This is a genomic window from Kaistella sp. (assembly GCF_041824135.1).
GTDB lineage: Bacteria > Bacteroidota > Bacteroidia > Flavobacteriales > Weeksellaceae > Kaistella.
The window spans coordinates 1-17,111 of sequence record NZ_JBGZYM010000015.1 but is presented as its reverse complement, the minus strand read 5'-3'; the positions used below and the strand labels follow the sequence as shown (position 1 = coordinate 17,111).

Here is a 17,111-nt window from a genome sequence, read left to right as displayed (position 1 = left end):
TTTCATACCTCCTTGCAACATAAGTTGATTCTGGATTAGCCAACCAAACTTTTGCTGTAACTGTTCCAGTCATATTGGAAGTAGAAGTTCTTTCTACCATACCAACTAAATTACAATTCGTCGTAACATAGTTTTTACCGTCTGCCACTTCAAAAGTAACCGCTTCATTTTGGGTTGCTAACTGCTTGATCTGTGGTAGGTTTTCATAAACCATCGCTCTGATTCTAAAATCACTTGGTGACTCGTTCCATGTAATTCCATTATCAGTAGAATAAGTACTTCTATTATCTAAACTGATGCTTTCTCTTCTTAAAGACATTGCTCCAGCTGAAGCATCGATCGTTACAAAGAAATCTTCACCAGAAGTTACGGGAACTCCAAAAGAAGTAAAATCAATTGAATTCCAGGCACTTCTCTGAACATCATTCAGCAAAGAATTGATTGTTTTTGTAGCAAGTACTGCTCCTGGTTTGCCATCTTCTACTTTTCTGATTTGAAAGGTAACAGGAATGTCACCAGGCGCTCCAGATCCTGTGTAGAAGTTGACTGATCCAAATTTACCTGTGATCGTTGGAGTATATTTTACGGCAAATAGATATCCCGTAGAAGTTACGTTGCTATCCTGAGTGTTTAGATAAAACTGCTCATCATAACCAATCGTTTCAGTCTCAGAAGTTTGACATCCAATCTCATCTGCCACTGTTTTATAAATATCCAGTTTACCAAAACCCCATCTTGTATTAGGAGTGGTGCTGGTTGCAGCATCCTGACGTGCATTTGCAGTTAGTTTTGTTTTTACTTCTGCCGCAGTTAAATTAGGGTTTGCCTGTAAAAGTAAAGCGATCGCGCCGGCGACACCCGGAGATGACATACTTGTACCCTGGTTTTTTCGGTAATATGTTCCATCAATATTATCAGAAGAAGTCGCTGCTAACATTGCGTCAGAAGACATGGCCGAAACAACGGATTGTCCAGAAGCGGTAATATCTGGTTTTTGAAAACCATCTGCTCTTGGTCCCTGTGCGCTAAATCCAGAAATGGTTTCTGCCTCAGTACTATTAATAACATATCCGCCTGGCGTTGGATTCATTTTGTAAGAAGTCAATCTTCCTAAATAAGAAGCTACGGTAACTGCAGTTGTGGCGTTCCCAGGTGATCCTACAATATATTGATTATCGCCATCTATTAATGTAGTGGCAACACCTTCGCTCACTTTCCAACCGTGAACTAACATAGAATCTGATCCTGTATTTTGCAGGTCGATCTTATAAAGTCCCTGGCTGTTTTCAGTAGTTCCGCTATTTCTGCTGATGACTACCTGAACATATCTCTTTAGATTTACCGAAGAAACCCAGTTATAAACGATTGCAGTAAATTTATTGTTAAGAATGGAATGGGAAGTAGTAGCTCCGGGAGGAGAAAGATATTCATTGCCATCCGGAGTGGTTAATTTTGCTATTACATCATTATCGTTATCACCGTACATGTAGATAGAAAACACGGAACTACTGGTATTGCTTCCCGCACTTAGGCTGAAAGTTCCTGTTTCTGTCGGTGCAATGTCTACTTTTCTGTGAACGTTCTTTCCGTAATCATTTCCAGCGGATATCACCATTACTCTACCGGGACCAGAGGTCGTAAAAGCATCAATAGCCATTTCGTGTGGGCCGCTGCCGTCGTGTGCCGTGGTTTGTCCACCAATACTCATATTTACGACGATTGGTTTGTTAAGTGCGGTCGCTACATTTTGGAAATAAGTAACTGCATCAATCGTGTTGGTCTGTGGGAAAGAACCGTCGCCACCTTTTACAATTACGATTCCAGCATTGGGTGCAAATCCCTGATGTCTATTGCCAGTCATGCCAGCTCCATTTCCAGTGACAGTTCCGGCAACGTGCGTTCCGTGACCGCTAATGTCTTTTTCTCTAACAAAATTGGCAGGTGTTCCGTCAAGTTCGTCATCAATGTGAGCTTTGGTATATTCAACGCCTTTAGAAAATCCAGCCGGACTAACCTCAGAACCTGTTTTAGTTAAGGTTTGATCCCAAATACTAACAATTCTACTTTTAGTTGGGTCATTAAGGTCTCTAAAACCAGGGTGTTTCCAATCGATTCCGGAATCATAAATACCAACCAAGACTCCTTCTCCGGTATAGCTTGTATTATTTAAGGCACCCGATTGCAATAAAGTGGCACCCGACTGCATTCTGCTTACGTCATTATTTACTTCATCAAATTCTGGAGCGATGATAGAGATAACCTCTTTCATTTGAACCATTTTTTCTAAATCCGCAATCGTTACCAAAGCGGTCACGAATTTCGGTAACGTACTTTGCACCAATATTCCACGAGATTTTAAATGCTCCGGATTGTTGGTGTAAACGATACAAGAATACATCGTTTGTGCGCCTTTCGAAGTAACCACCGTATGTTGGTCTAATTGCAAATTCGTCGCTAAACTGGTTAGCTTCTCTGTCGTCAGAGCTGCATTTTTGCTTTCTTTAATAAGCGTTTCAAATTTGAAATCTATTTTTTGATATTGCCCAAAGAAGATTCCAAAAGAGAATAATAATAACAGAGTGAAGAGGTTCTTCATCTGCCGAAGAGTGAATTGTAAAGGAGTTGTAATAAAACTTTTCCTTGAAAAAAGTAAGTTTCTTTTCATGTTTAATGAGATTATTTTAAGTGGCCCAAAACTATTGAATTATTTAATCGATTACAAGTGAATTTAAATAAAAGTATATAATCTGGAAGGATGATCGTTTTTCTATGAAAAATCCTTAAAATCCTTGATTTTTTGCATCAAGTGTTTTATGTTTACCAAAAAAATTCATGCAAGATTTCTTATTCTATTTAAAACTTGGTTGGGAACATATTATTTCTTGGGATGCCCTTGATCATCAGTTGTTTATTTTGGTCTTAGTTGCTGTTTATTTTTATAAAGACTGGCGCAAAATCTTGATCTTAATTACGGCTTTTACCATCGGACATTCAGTTACGCTTGCCTTAAGTGTTTTAGATGTCTTTCGATTGCCTTCTGATCTGGTAGAAACTTTGATCCCTATTACTATTATGCTTACCGCGGTCGATAATATTCTGTTTCGTGAAAATCAGAAAAAGCTCATGCGAATTAATTATGTTTTGGCTCTGGTTTTTGGTTTAATTCATGGGATGGGTTTTGCCAATATTGCAAGAATGACGATGGCATCTGAACAAAACATCGCGGTTCCTCTTTTGGGTTTTAATATCGGTTTAGAATTGGGGCAGATCACGGTTGTACTTTTAGTGATGGCTTTGTTGTATCTGTTGTCAAAATTCCTGAAATTCCAGCAAAAATACTGGATTATCGGTATATCAGTGATCGCAATTATCCTATCTGCTCAAATGATTCTAGAGCGGATTTAATTTTTATTTGGGCGCCTTTTTCCGTCTTCCACTCCCGCTTTTTTGTTCCTCGTTCCTCGTCGCAAAAAGAGCTCCGTTCAAGCCGGGGCGCAAGGCATTTATTATCATCCAATTCATTTAATAGAAAAAAATCCCCACATCCAGATTAAATTAATTAAATTTGAAACTTCACCTATCATACTCTTATTACAATGAAATTTAATATTCTAACCTTTCTTTTGTGTTCCGTCTTTGTTTTCGGACAAGACATTCAAAATAATCCAAAGAGCAATCACGGCAACAAATTCGAACAGTTGGGAACAATTCTTCCCACGCCCAATTATTACCGAACCGGTTCTGGTGCGCCTGGACAAGGATATTGGCAAAACCGTGCAGATTATGATATCACTGCATATTTGGATGAAGATAAAAGAAATTTAAAAGGTTCAGAAACCATCACTTATTATAATAACTCACCTGATGATCTAGAATATTTATGGTTACAACTCGATGAAAACGAACAGTCTTCAGTGAAAAATGCGGGTTATGATGAAGGATCATTTCTACCAAGACAGATGAATTCTGATGATTTAAAAGTAACAGATCTGCCAACTAAAAATAACGGGTACGGCGTCAATTTAGAAAAAGTGACCGATGCTTCGGGAAAATCTTTGTCTTATGTGGTGAATAAAACTATGATGCGTATTGATCTTCCGACGGTTTTAAAAAAAGGAGAGAAGTTCACTTTCAAAATAGATTGGAATTATAATATTCCAGATCGAATTAGAATGGGTGGCCGTGGCGGTTACGAATTCTTTCCAGAAGATGGAAACGATTTATATACGATTACGCAATGGTATCCAAGAATGTGCGTTTACAGCGATTTCAAAGGTTGGCAGCATAATCAGTTTACCGGTCGCGGAGAATTTGCTTTAGCTTTCGGTGATTTCAAAGTTTCGATGAATGTACCGGCAGATCACATCGTAGCATCCACAGGATCTGGAAAAAACTTTGAACAGGTATTAACGCCTGCTCAATTAGCGAGATGGAAACAAGCGCAAACTGCCAAAGAGCCAATCGAAATTGTAACGTTAGCGGAAGCGAAAAAAGCAGAGAAATCGAAATCAAAAGAAAGAAAGATCTGGAAATTTGAAGCAGATAATGTTCGTGATTTTGCCTGGACTTCTTCCCGTAAATTTGTTTGGGACGGCATGAAAGTGATCATTCCCGAAAATAAAAATGAGGTGATGGCGATGAGTCTATATCCGAAAGAAGCCTACAATCTTTACCGTAAATTTTCAACCAAAGTTATTGCTCATACGATCTTAACGTATTCAGAATATACGATTCCCTATCCTTATCCAGTTGCCCAATCTATCGAAGCAGCGAATGGAATGGAATATCCGATGATCTGTTTCAACTTCGGACGAACTGAAAAAGATGGAACCTATTCCGAAGGAATTAAAAACGGCATGATTGGCGTAATCATTCACGAGGTTGGACATAACTTTTTCCCGATGATCATTAATTCTGATGAAAGACAATGGTCCTGGATGGACGAAGGTTTAAACACTTTTGTAGAATATTTAACGGAAGAAAAATGGGATAATAAATTCCCATCTCGCCGAGGTCCCGCACATACGATTGTTGATTATATGAAATTGCCCAAAGAACAGTTGGAGCCGATCATGACGAATTCTGAAAATATTATTCAATTTGGTCCGAATGCTTATTCAAAACCCGCTACCGGTTTAAATATTTTGCGCGAAACTATTGTGGGCCGAGAACTCTTTGATAAAGCTTTTAAAACGTATTCAAAAAGATGGGCCTTCAAACATCCTGAACCTGCAGATTTCTTCAGAACGATGAATGATGCAAGTGCCGAAAATTTAGATTGGTTTTGGAGAGGTTGGTTTTATAGTATCGATCCTGTCGATATTGCAATTGATAGAGTAATTGCAGTAAGACCAGATCTAGACGCTAATCCAGTCGCACGCGAGATAAGCTATAAAATTGATCCGCCTTTGCAGAATGCTTTCGAGGATAAATCGAAAATCATCAATAGAGAAGATAAAACGATTACTTTCTACACGGATAAAGATAAAGAAACTCAAGACTTCTACTGGCGCTACAACCGTGGTCAGGAAAAAGTAGATCAGAATAAAGAGTACAAAATCAAGATGGATGATTTTGAAAAAGTTCCTCAGAAAGAAAAATCAAAATTAGAAAACACCTACGCTTATCAAATTGACTTCGTTAATAAAGGAGGTTTGGTAATGCCGATTATTTTAGAATTTACGTTCGAAGACGGAACAAAATTAAATGATAAGTCGTCAGCGCAGATCTGGAGAAAGAATGAACAAAAAGTTTCTAAGACTTACTATTTTGATAAAAAATTAAAATCAGTTCAACTGGATCCAATGCTGGAAACTGCTGATATCGATACTTCTAATAATTTCTGGGGAGAAATTGCAGAATCAGCTTCTAAGTTTCAAGTCTTCAAACAAAAACATGGCGCTGCTGCAAGAGGAGCCGCAAACGGAAAAATAAACCCGATGCAAGCTGCTGGTAAGAAATAAGGACATCGTCTTCTAATCATAAAAAAGCTGTTTCAAATATATTGAAACAGCTTTTTTCTGTTATTATTTTCTGAAATGCGGATAATAAAATAGAATGTAAGCAACAATGAATAAATCTTGGTTGTGTAAGTCGCCTTTCTGAAAGAGTATATGAAGGTTTATAGTAGCAATTGTTGTTTTTTCAATCTAAGTGCAAATTTTTTAAAAATAAATGGCCAACAATATTATAAAATATAAACCAAAGCAAAAGATTGCTTTGGTTTATTATTCTTGTTCTATGGCCTATACTTAATTTTAAGTACTTATCAATTACAGTAACAGTAATATTATTTCCAATAAAACCATTCTTTCCCATTGTAAACACACATCATCATTTTATCTGGATCGTAACACATCATTCCAGCTACAGGTGATTTTACATTCGCGGTAGGATTCTTAATATGTGGCAAAATCAGTGCTTTGTTAGTTGCGTCGAGAACAAGTACACCGTCTGCTGTTGTGTTTTGATTGCCAATAATTACTTTAGCATTTGGTAAATCTGCACCTGGTATTAATATAGGTGAAACTCCCGTAAAGTCACTTAGTTCTTTCCAAAATCCATCATTATATTTTATTTTTGAAGTGGCGCGATCAAAGACAATAGTTCCAGGTGTTACGTTGGTCATGTTTGATGTATTTTCTACATTAGGTAAAATAATACCTTTCGTATTTGTAGTAGAGATAGGAAATTCTAAAATAGCATTAGGAGTTACGCTTGTTTTGCCAATTGCTACTTGTGCAAAACTTAAATTTGAAATTAGGATAGCGAAGATTATTTTTTTCATCATTTAGTCGTTACAAGTTTGTTTTATACACTTCCAAGAAGTTCCATTAAAAAGTTTTAAGCAGTCCTGAAGCGTGTCATAAACAAGCATTCCGGCTGTAGCAACAGATGCTGGAATTACCGTTTCTGGACTTTCCATTCTGGTAATTACAAATCCTTTATTATTAGATTCCATAGTTATAAAACCATTAGGAATATCTTTTGGCCAATTCGGAGTAGATCTGATGTCTCTAGTACTTATACCTAAATCAGTAAATGAATCAGGTGTTCCTGTTGCTCCAGGTTTTGGACATGGGCAAACCTCGCTAGTCAACTCGTTAGATCGAATGGTACATCCACCGGGGTAGGTAACGATTACATAATATCTCGCGCTTGTAGCATTAGCGGCGCCGATGAGCTCGTAAGTTGAAGCGGTTGCCCCTGAAATTGCAACATCATCTTTATACCACTGATACGTTCCTGCTTCAGAAGTTGTAACGGTTAGTATACTGCGTCCGATACATGGTGAACCATAAGGAGTACTGATGCTGACACTGGCTGTCGGTGTTGTTCCAAAGCCAGAGTAGTAACCTCCAAAACCTGCATCTGAACTTGCACCAAACACTTGCGCTTGTATAGCTGAATTAGATGAAACCTTTACATTACCACTGCCGCTTATAGCGTACCGGTAACTTAACCAGTTTGAATTTCCTGTAACTGTTCCAGCGGTAGCAGTTAACGGTGTGCCTCCCAAAGTAGCAACTGGGATATTCGCTGTTCCAGCGGCTGCTAAAACCACTAGTTGAGTTCCTGTGTAAGAAGTTGATCCAATTTTACTGACATCAGGTATTAAATTTACTTCTTTCTGTCCAAAACAGTTAACAGGAGGTATGAACATTAAGCTGTTTGTTTGGTTTGCTGTACTCCCATAAATTTTATGGAAAACATACGCGGGCTGAGTCACCCTTACGAAAATATTGTTGGAGGCATTAAAATTTGAACCAGGAATTAAAACGTATTGACCTGCTAAAGACAAAGTTGCAAATGGAGCTGTTGTGTTATTTAAATAGACTACTGTATTATCTACAGCGGCAACAACGATTATCTTTTCATCTGTACTTGTTCCATTACCTTTCATCACTATATGTTCCAAACCTAACTGATTAACAGGTACGAGTTGATCCAAACCGATGTCACGATTGTTTGCTACTCCTCCTTGTTGCAGTAATCCACCTACGATCACACTCACATCTTCATTTGAAGTCACTTTGGCACCAAGCCAACCTGTATTTTGTGAACTTGATCCCATATTAAACTCTACGGGAGCATATAGAATAAAAGATTGTCCTTTATTTAAAATCCTCGTAATGCTAGGACCATTTAGAGTTGTTGTTCCTGCAGGACCGTCTCTAAATTTAGTCCCGGGTTTAATGTTTGAAATGATAACTGTTGTATTGTCTTTAGTAGCCATTATAGAAAGTGCATTTCCTACTTCTACAACAGTAGTCGCATATTCTACAGGAGAACCACCCCAACGGAATTCTTTTCCTAAAGCTGCATTGCCCTTAGTCATGACCGATCCAGCTTGCGGAGTTGATCTTCCACGGTAATTAACATAAAACTTATTTGTAGACTTAAAAACAAGTCCGGCGGTTGACGCATCTAAAATTGTTCCTGCTTTATTGTACGGTATAGTTGTAGGTGTGTTTCCTGGTCCAATTACTGCATTCGATGCATTTACAAATTGTAATCTGATCGGATTTGCATTGTTGAAAGTAAGTGAACCAGAAGTTACGTATGAAACTGAATTAGAAGTTAGATTTGTAACAGAAACTCTTGGAGCTCCAGCACCACTTGGGTAATTCATCTGAACTGTTATATTAGCAGTTTCTGGAGTTGAAAGATATATGTATTCTTCACCAATCGTTGAGGCTAAAGAATAAACACTATAAACCACAGGGTTTAAGTAGTGGATGTTATCTAGTTGTAAATTTCCTTTATAACTGATTTTTTTTAGTGCGTTTTTTCCATCACCAATCTCTAAAATCCAGTCACCATCAATTCCTGTTACATTATTAGAAGCAGAGACAGAAATGTTTAGAATTTTTTCAAGATACTCAATTGCTTCCCGTCCTTTTTTTCCTTCACCGAAATTACATCCGTAGATATAAAGTTCTTTTTTGCCTTGTAATTCAGTTTTAAATTTTTCAGCAATCTCAGCGACATTCATCCAATGATCGTCTATAAATAATTCGCCAGGTTGGCCGTGACTGAATAAATGGTAAGTATTAAGATTTGAGTTTTCAGCAGAAACTGATAATTCTGAGATAGCAGAATCGATGTAGATAGACTTTGTTGTTTTGTTATTTGCATAAAGCATTAATTGACAAAGTATTGCCAAAAAGAATAAAGACTTTTTCGTCATTGTGTTTGTTGATTTTAATTCAGTGCAAATATATGTAAAACAAAATGTAGAATAATTATTTTTTTTTCGTTAAAATTACAAAAAACACTAATTTATTCACAGAGTAAATGCGATTATCTTTATGAATAGTTCAAAAATGTTTTTTTATTGCTCTTCATGATTATAATTAACTTATATCTGCCATTTTTTACACAATCTTATGCAGGTCGTGACAGATTTTCCATAAATTTTGGTTGGCACTCTTTTAGACAAAATCACTGCAGTAATTAATAATTAAAACAAAAATAATATGTCAGTAAATTTTAAACCATTAGCAGACCGCGTTCTTATTGAGCCAACAGCTGCTGAAACTACGACCGCATCAGGAATTATTATCCCAGACACCGCGAAAGAAAAACCACAGGAAGGAATTGTAGTGGCTGCAGGACCAGGAAAAAAAGACGAACCAACTACGGTAAAAGTAGGTGACAAAGTACTTTACGGAAAATATTCTGGATCCGAATTGAAGTTAGATGGGAAAGATTATCTTATCGTAAAAGAAAGCGACCTATTAGGAATTATCGGATAGATTTTTGTAAAACTTACAAGATCATCCCGCATTAAAAATTTAATTAATAACAATAAAGTAATTTCTAAATTACATTAATACAGATAAAAATGGCAAAAGAAATAAAATTCGATATTGAATCAAGAGACGCTTTGAAAAGAGGTGTTGATGCATTGGCGAACGCAGTAAAAGTAACTTTAGGTCCAAAAGGTAGAAACGTAGTAATCGAAAAATCTTTCGGTGCACCACACGTAACCAAAGACGGAGTTTCTGTTGCGAAAGAAATAGAATTAGAAGACAGAGTAGAAAATATGGGTGCTCAAATGGTTAAAGAAGTTGCTTCTAGAACCAATGACATCGCTGGAGACGGAACAACTACAGCAACCGTTTTAGCTCAGGCAATCGTTCGCGAAGGTTTGAAAAACGTTGCAGCCGGTGCTAACCCAATGGATTTGAAAAGAGGAATTGAAAAAGCAGTAACTGCGGTTGTTAAAAATCTTCAGGCTCAATCTCAGAAAGTTGGGGATTCTTCAGAAAAAATCAAGCAGGTTGCTTCAATTTCTGCAAACAACGATGATAACATCGGAACACTAATCGCTGAAGCTTTTGGTAAAGTTGGTAAAGAAGGAGTAATCACTGTTGAAGAAGCAAAAGGAACTGATACTACAGTAGATGTGGTTGAAGGAATGCAGTTTGACAGAGGATATCAGTCGCCTTATTTCGTTACTAATCCAGAGAAAATGGTGACGGAATTAGAAAATCCTTATATTCTTTTAGTGGAGAAAAAAATCTCTTCAATGAAAGATTTGCTTCCTATTTTAGAGCCAGTTGCTCAGGCAGGAAAAGCATTACTAATTATTTCTGAAGAAGTTGAAGGAGAAGCTTTAGCTACTTTAGTGGTTAATAAATTAAGAGGTTCATTAAAAATTGCTGCTGTGAAAGCTCCAGGTTTTGGAGACAGAAGAAAAGCAATGTTAGAAGATATCGCAATCTTAACAGGAGGAACCGTTATTTCTGAGGAAAGAGGTTTCACTATGGAAAACGCAACCATTGAAATGTTGGGTACTGCTGAAAAAGTGGTAATCGATAAAGACAATACAACTTTGGTAAACGGTGGAGGTGACGAAGCTTTAATTAAAGGTAGAGTAAATCAGATCAAAGCGCAGATGGAAACAACTACTTCTGATTATGATAAAGAAAAACTTCAAGAGAGATTGGCTAAGTTAGCTGGTGGTGTTGCTGTACTTTATGTAGGAGCTGCATCTGAAGTTGAAATGAAAGAGAAAAAAGACAGAGTTGATGATGCACTTCACGCTACAAGAGCAGCTGTTGAAGAAGGTATTGTTGCTGGTGGTGGAGTAGCTTTGGTTAGAAGCATCGATGCTTTGAACTTTGAAGGTGAAAATCAAGATGAAACTACAGGAATCAAAATCGTAAAAAGAGCCATCGAAGAGCCGTTGAGACAAATTGTTGAGAATGCAGGTGGAGAAGGTTCTGTGATCGTTGCGAAAGTTGCTGAAGGAGAAGCAGATTTCGGATTCAACGCAAAAACTGACGAATACGTTAATATGTTCGAAGCAGGAATTATTGATCCTACGAAAGTAGTTCGTGTTGCTCTAGAAAACGCAGCGTCTGTAGCAGGAATGTTGTTAACTACAGAATGTGTGATCACGGAAGTGAAAAGTGCAGAACCAGCAATGCCAATGGGCGGCGGTATGCCAGGAATGATGTAATAAAAAACCGATAAGGTTTAAATTATATAGTAAATAATCCGTTCAATTTTTTGAGCGGATTATTTTTTTTAAAATCTAGTTTTTAATCTTTCGCTTTCCAAGTTTTCATTTTGAAGCTGATGTAATATTTTAGCGTAGTAAGTAAAATAGGTTTCATCGATTAGCTGAGTTAATTTCGTATTTATTTTAATTCGTTCTTTGTTATCCGGAAAGGCAAATTTTACAAAATGATAAAGAATCGAATAATATTTTTTCCAACCTAAAGAAAGACTTTCCAGACGAACTTTGTCAAGATAATCTTGGCACTTATTATAATCTTCGCTTTTTAAATAAGCAACGGCGCACATAATATTCCAGCATACTTCGTGGTTTTCTTTCCGGTCTTGAGGCACAAATTCTCGGTCACTGTATAATTGCTGCGTATTGTTTTCAATCAAAAATTTCATCTCGTCAGTTTTGTCGGTATAGATCAAATGTTCCAGAATGACATACTCAAAACTGCAAACCGACTTTTCAGAAATTTCTTTGTACGTGATTCTTGCTTCAAGCATTTCTTTGTACAATTTATCGAAACTTTGATCGTCCTTCTTTAACCAAAAATGTAACAGCATCACCCCGAATTTTCTGGCTCCTGGTAAAACATAAACTTCGGGACTAAGTTCTGTGTCTTTTATCTTTTGAAAATAGATCTCCATGAACTCCCTATTTTCAGTAAGGAAGGAGCCCATATATAAAAAACCATAAGCGAATAATCTGGCTTCATTAGATTGTTCATATTTCAGGTAGTCTTGAAAGTATTGGGCGTAAACCGTTCCAGCCAAATCTCTCATCGGGTGATGTTCCATGAAAAACTTTCGGGCTAACGGATACTTGAGTAACTGATGATGCACACTTGCTAGTGCTGATGGTGAGTCTATAATTTTTCGACATAGATTTTCACTTAACTGCCAATAATTAAATTCTTGATCACTCGAATCGTCGGTTCCTAAAAATAGATCAAGTTCGTTTTCTGTCAGGCTTTTACTGAAATTTTTGAAGTCAATAAAACCACAGTATTGCGCTAAGGTATCTAAAGTATGAATATGAAATTTACCACTATTCTTGATCAAACCAAAAAATCTTCGAAAGGTTTGAGGATTAATGATGACTCCTATTTTATTAATTTCGTTGGCAAGGTCGTCACAATGAGCAGATGAAAGAATATCTTTACCCAATTTATTTGAAACCGCAGTGCGCAATTCATTGATAATTCTTTTCTCTGTATTCACCATTTTCTCTTGAAACTAAATTAAGGATTATTTAGTTAAATAAACTGTACAAAGTTGTACTAATTTTGAATAGATTTTAAACGTATTTTTGTACCAACACGAATGATAAAAGTAATATTTTAGGAAGGCGAATAAATTTATTTATTCGCCTTTTTTTATTCAAAAATTTGCAGATCGGTAAATTTCACTAAAGCACTTTATCAGCAATAACTATTTACGACAGTCCACAAAAAAATACGCTCCAAAGGAACGCATTTTTATTTATGATTTGATTCGATTAGATGGTCGTTAATCTCAAAGTATTCGTTTTACCATCTTCATATGCTGGTGTAGCGTTGAGGTTCAATACAAAGTCACCTTGTTGCACATAGCCATGAGTATGTGCTAACATATTTACCTGGATAATTGTTTCGTCCGTTGATTTTTGCATGTCATAATAAAATGCACGAACGCCCCAAAGTAGATTCAACATCGTAATAACACGCTTGTTAGAACTGAAGACAATAATATTAGAATTCGGTCGGTGCGCCGAAATTTGAAAAGCAGTATAACCTGAATAAGTCAGGGTTACAATTGCTTCTACATTGGTAGTTTTAGCAATTCTTACGGCAGCAAGACAAATTCTTTTCGTAATAAAACGTTCATCGATACAATCGAAATCATGTTCTATCGGAGAATTCTTGGTTCTGTAAAAATGGGTTTGTTCAATATTTTTAATAATCTTAGACATGTTTTTCACCACATCTACAGGATAACGGCCTACTGAAGTTTCACCTGAAAGCATTACGGCATCAGCGCCATCGAGCACAGAGTTCGCAACATCGTTAACTTCCGCTCTGGTTGGCGTTAGACTCGTAATCATCGTCTCCATCATTTGGGTAGCGATAATTACCGGTTTGGAATATTTACGCGCTTTCTCAACCAAATTTTTCTGAATCGCCGGAACTTCTTCCATTGGAACTTCTACACCCAGATCTCCACGGGCAACCATTAATCCATCGCATTCCATAAGGATTTCGTCAATATTTTTGACTCCTTCTGGCTTTTCGATTTTCGCAATGATCGGTGTTTTCTGTTTATTGGTTGGATGATTTTTAATAATTTCCTTTAGATCAATAATATCCTGTGCGTGACGAACAAACGACAAAGCGATCCAGTCTAATTCAAGATCCAAAATGAAGTTGGCATCCTCAACGTCCTTTTCTGTTAAAGCCGGAAGAGAAACATTAGTATTGGGAAGATTTACTCCTTTCTTCGAACTCAACGGTCCACCTTGAATGGTCTTGGCTCTTACCGTATCTACATTATTGGTTTCAGTTACCTGTAAAACCAATTTACCATCATCGATCATAATGGTTTCGCCTACTTTTACATCTTGCGGAAATTTCTGATACGTCATGTAAACGCGTTTAGAATCTCCTTCTATTTTTTCGTTGGTAAAGGTTAGGATATCTCCGGGATTCAAGTAAGATCCTTCTTTTACAACTCCAACACGTAGTTTAGGACCTTGTAGATCTCCTAAGATTCCTACAGACTGTCCTAATTCCTGATTGATTTCACGGATTGTTTCTACATTTTTTCTTACGATATCGTAATCAGCATGAGAAAAATTTATTCTAAAAATATCTACACCCGCAAGAACAAGTTGGGTCATCGTTTCTTTATCAGAAGATGCTGGACCTAGGGTTGCAATGATTTTTGTTTTTTTTAAATATCTATTCATAATATTGAATTAATTGATAAAGCTCCTCGATAGGGCTTAGTTCGAAATCCTGGATTTGAAACACAAGATTTTCAGGGAGCAAAATTACTGAAAAATCAACAAATGGCTCAGAAGTTTTTATAAGGTAATTAACATCAGGGAAATGGTCGAGTAAATATTTCGTATCTCCTTCTTTATTAAATAGTTCTGTGGTAATTTTCTTTTGAAAACTTTCGCTTGACTGGTTGGCAATAAAGTGAATACAAATTTGCGTATCGTGATGAAAAGCCTCAAATCTCGGAAAATAATAGTCATAATATTTTCCATGATAAACTAAATCTGCAATCCTATTAAACTTGAATGGATTGAGCATATTGAAATGGTGAAAAAGTTCGTAATCCGGAACATCTTTTATCAGACGAACTAATCCTAATGTGAGGTCATCGTCTTCATCAATCTCAAGGGTGAACTTTTGGGTTTTCAAGAATGCTTTGTTTTTTATTTAAAATATAGAAAGCTCTCTGTGCTGCTTTTTCTTCTGACTTTTTCTTAGAAATTTCTGTAGCGTTAGAAATTTTTTCATCATTCAGCCAAACATGCGTTCTAAAAACCATGTTTTTATGAGCTTGTATTTCTTCTAAAGTCTCATACTTGATGATCACTTTTTTCTTTTGACTCCATTCTAAAAGCAGGCTCTTGTAGCTGATGATTTTATTTTCCAGCTGGTTAATTGCCTTTGGAGTAAGTAGGCGTTCCAAAATAATTTTTCGGCACGTATCATAATCTTGATCCAAATATATGGCTCCAACTAGTGCTTCAAAAAGATTTCCAGCTAAATTTTCACTGAGTGCTGTTTTAGACTCGTTTTGTAAAAACTTAGTTAAAGAAAGTTCAGTTCCTAATTTATTGAGGTTCTTTCTATTAACAATTTTTGACTTCATCTGCGTAAGATATCCTTCATTGGCGTCCGGATAAGTCGCAAAAAGATGGCAGGAAATAATAGTTCCCAACACAGAATCTCCCAAGAACTCAAGTCGTTCGTAGTTTTTTGATTTCGTATGTTTCGATGAAGTTTTTAAAGAAAATGCTTCACGGTACAGATTAATATCCTGAACGGAACAACCCGTAATTTTGGTTATTTCGTTGCTGAAATAATAGTCTTTCTCCGATAGATTCTTTTTTCTTTTGGCTAGGAATTTAGAAATGTACTTCTTTAACTCCATAGAATTATGGTCTTAAATTTTGGTAAAGAGTACACAGGCGTTATGGCCGCCGAAACCGAAAGTATTACTCATCGCTACATTCACAGTCTTTTTAACAGCGTGATTAAATGTGAAATTCAATCTGCTGTCGATCTTTTCATCATCAGTAAAATGATTGATGGTTGGAGGAACGATGTCGTGAATAATGGTGTGTATCGCTGCGATCGCCTCAACAACTCCCGCTGCACCCAATAAGTGACCGGTCATTGATTTGGTAGAATTGATCTGAATGTCGAAAGCATGCTCTCCCAATAATCTTGAAATTGCGTTAGATTCTGCAATGTCTCCCAATGGAGTAGAGGTCCCATGCATATTGATGTGATCTACTTCATCGGCAGTAATTCCTGCGTCTTCTAGACAGTTTTTCATTACGAGATAAGCGCCTAAACCTTCAGGATGCGGTGCTGTCATGTGATAAGCATCTGCACTCATTCCACCTCCTTTTAATTCAGCGTAAATTGTTGCTCCACGTTTTACCGCATGCTCATATTCTTCCAAAATAATACAACCTGCTCCTTCACCTAAAACAAATCCATCTCTGTCTTTGTCAAATGGTCTTGAGGCAGTTGTTGGATCATCATTTCTGGTAGAAAGTGCCATCATGGCGTTAAACCCACCAACACCACTTGCAGTTACTGCTGCTTCTGAGCCACCACAAACAATCACATCTGCTTTTCCTAATTGGATAAGCATTTTGGAATCGATCATTGCGTTGGCAGAAGATGCACAAGCTGAAACGGTTGCGTAGTTAGGTCCGTGGAATCCGTATTCTATAGAAATATGTCCTGGAGTGATATCTACAATCATTTTTGGAATAAAGAAAGGATTGAATCTTGGAATATCTGTATTCGCCCAACCCAAAACTTCTTTTTCAAATGTTTCTAAACCACCAATGCCAGAACCCCAAATTACGCCCACGCGATTTTTATCTACATTGTCTGCAATGATTCCGGAGTGTTCTACGGCTTCTCTTGCAGCAACGAGACCTAATTGCGTGTTACGGTCCATCTTTTTAGATTCTTTCTTATCGAAATGTTCTAACGGATCGAAGTTTTTCACTTCGCACGCGAATTTGGTTTTGAATTTTGTGGCATCAAAAAGAGTAATAGGAGCAGCTCCGCTCTCACCTTTTACAAGGCTTTCCCAGAATTCTTTAGCGTTTTTTCCAACTGGCGTAATCGCGCCAAATCCAGTTACCACTACTCTTTTTAATTCCATAAATTTTTTCTTTGTTGATAGAATACTATTTGTTTACTACTTCTTCAATATAAGCAATAGCGTGTCCTACCGTAGTGATCTTTTCTGCTTGATCATCAGGGATTTGAATGTTAAATTCTTTTTCGAATTCCATGATTAATTCTACAGTATCCAAAGAATCAGCTCCTAAATCGTTAGTAAAGCTAGCTTCT

At 36.9% G+C, this 17,111-nt stretch carries 13 protein-coding genes; 4 read left to right on the top strand and 9 right to left on the bottom strand.

Going from position 1 to position 17,111, the window contains the following annotated elements:
- The coding region (locus ACEYOS_RS01555) for a S8 family serine peptidase (RefSeq protein WP_373797481.1) at positions 1-2,596 on the bottom strand (2,596 nt) is incomplete at its 3' end.
- A 236-nt stretch (positions 2,597-2,832) separates the two neighbouring features.
- Here ACEYOS_RS01555 and ACEYOS_RS01550 point away from each other — a divergent pair.
- Together ACEYOS_RS01550 and ACEYOS_RS01545 are read left to right on the top strand one after the other, a co-directional pair.
- Positions 2,833-3,405, top strand: coding sequence for a HupE/UreJ family protein (locus ACEYOS_RS01550; RefSeq protein WP_373709903.1), 573 nt, complete (start codon positions 2,833-2,835; stop codon positions 3,403-3,405).
- Positions 3,406-3,596: 191 nt separating this feature from the next.
- A complete protein-coding gene (locus tag ACEYOS_RS01545) occupies positions 3,597-5,963 on the top strand; it encodes a M1 family metallopeptidase (protein WP_373709902.1) in 2,367 nt (788 codons plus the stop codon).
- Positions 5,964-6,289: 326 nt separating this feature from the next.
- Here ACEYOS_RS01545 and ACEYOS_RS01540 read toward each other — a convergent pair whose 3' ends face one another.
- Both ACEYOS_RS01540 and ACEYOS_RS01535 read right to left on the bottom strand, forming a co-directional pair.
- Complete coding sequence (locus ACEYOS_RS01540; RefSeq protein ID WP_373709901.1) at positions 6,290-6,787, bottom strand: hypothetical protein; 498 nt, start codon at positions 6,785-6,787, stop codon at positions 6,290-6,292.
- Between the two features lie 3 nt (positions 6,788-6,790).
- On the bottom strand, positions 6,791-9,190 hold the full coding sequence (locus ACEYOS_RS01535; protein ID WP_373709900.1) for a DUF4347 domain-containing protein: 2,400 nt from the start codon (positions 9,188-9,190) through the stop codon (positions 6,791-6,793).
- A 289-nt stretch (positions 9,191-9,479) separates the two neighbouring features.
- Here ACEYOS_RS01535 and groES point away from each other — a divergent pair, with 289 nt between their 5' ends.
- Positions 9,480-9,758 (top strand): co-chaperone GroES, encoded by a 279-nt coding sequence (gene groES, locus ACEYOS_RS01530; RefSeq protein WP_373709899.1) that lies wholly within the window; start codon positions 9,480-9,482, stop codon positions 9,756-9,758.
- Between the two features lie 89 nt (positions 9,759-9,847).
- Entirely contained in the window at positions 9,848-11,470 is a 1,623-nt protein-coding gene (gene groL, locus ACEYOS_RS01525) for a chaperonin GroEL (protein WP_373709087.1), read from the top strand.
- 68 nt (positions 11,471-11,538) lie between these two features.
- On the opposite strand, the gene ACEYOS_RS01520 is transcribed toward groL, so the two are convergent.
- The 6 genes from ACEYOS_RS01520 to ACEYOS_RS01495 form a co-directional block, all read right to left on the bottom strand.
- Positions 11,539-12,741: a hypothetical protein gene (locus ACEYOS_RS01520; protein WP_373709088.1), complete on the bottom strand. Its 1,203-nt coding sequence runs from the start codon at positions 12,739-12,741 to the stop codon at positions 11,539-11,541.
- A gap of 274 nt (positions 12,742-13,015) precedes the next feature.
- Positions 13,016-14,461 carry a pyruvate kinase gene (gene pyk, locus ACEYOS_RS01515; protein ID WP_373709089.1) on the bottom strand — a complete coding sequence of 482 codons (1,446 nt, stop codon included), beginning with the start codon at positions 14,459-14,461 and terminating at the stop codon, positions 13,016-13,018.
- Positions 14,454-14,924 carry an IPExxxVDY family protein gene (locus ACEYOS_RS01510; RefSeq protein WP_373709090.1) on the bottom strand — a complete coding sequence of 157 codons (471 nt, stop codon included), beginning with the start codon at positions 14,922-14,924 and terminating at the stop codon, positions 14,454-14,456. The genes pyk and ACEYOS_RS01510 overlap by 8 nt, the downstream gene beginning before the upstream one ends.
- Positions 14,899-15,663 carry a ribonuclease III gene (gene rnc, locus ACEYOS_RS01505; RefSeq protein ID WP_373709091.1) on the bottom strand — a complete coding sequence of 255 codons (765 nt, stop codon included), beginning with the start codon at positions 15,661-15,663 and terminating at the stop codon, positions 14,899-14,901. Before rnc ends, ACEYOS_RS01510 begins: the two co-directional genes overlap by 26 nt.
- A gap of 12 nt (positions 15,664-15,675) precedes the next feature.
- Positions 15,676-16,920 (bottom strand): beta-ketoacyl-ACP synthase II, encoded by a 1,245-nt coding sequence (gene fabF, locus ACEYOS_RS01500; protein WP_373709092.1) that lies wholly within the window; start codon positions 16,918-16,920, stop codon positions 15,676-15,678.
- Between the two features lie 25 nt (positions 16,921-16,945).
- A partial coding sequence (locus ACEYOS_RS01495) for an acyl carrier protein (RefSeq protein WP_373781591.1) occupies positions 16,946-17,111 on the bottom strand: 166 nt, incomplete at its 5' end.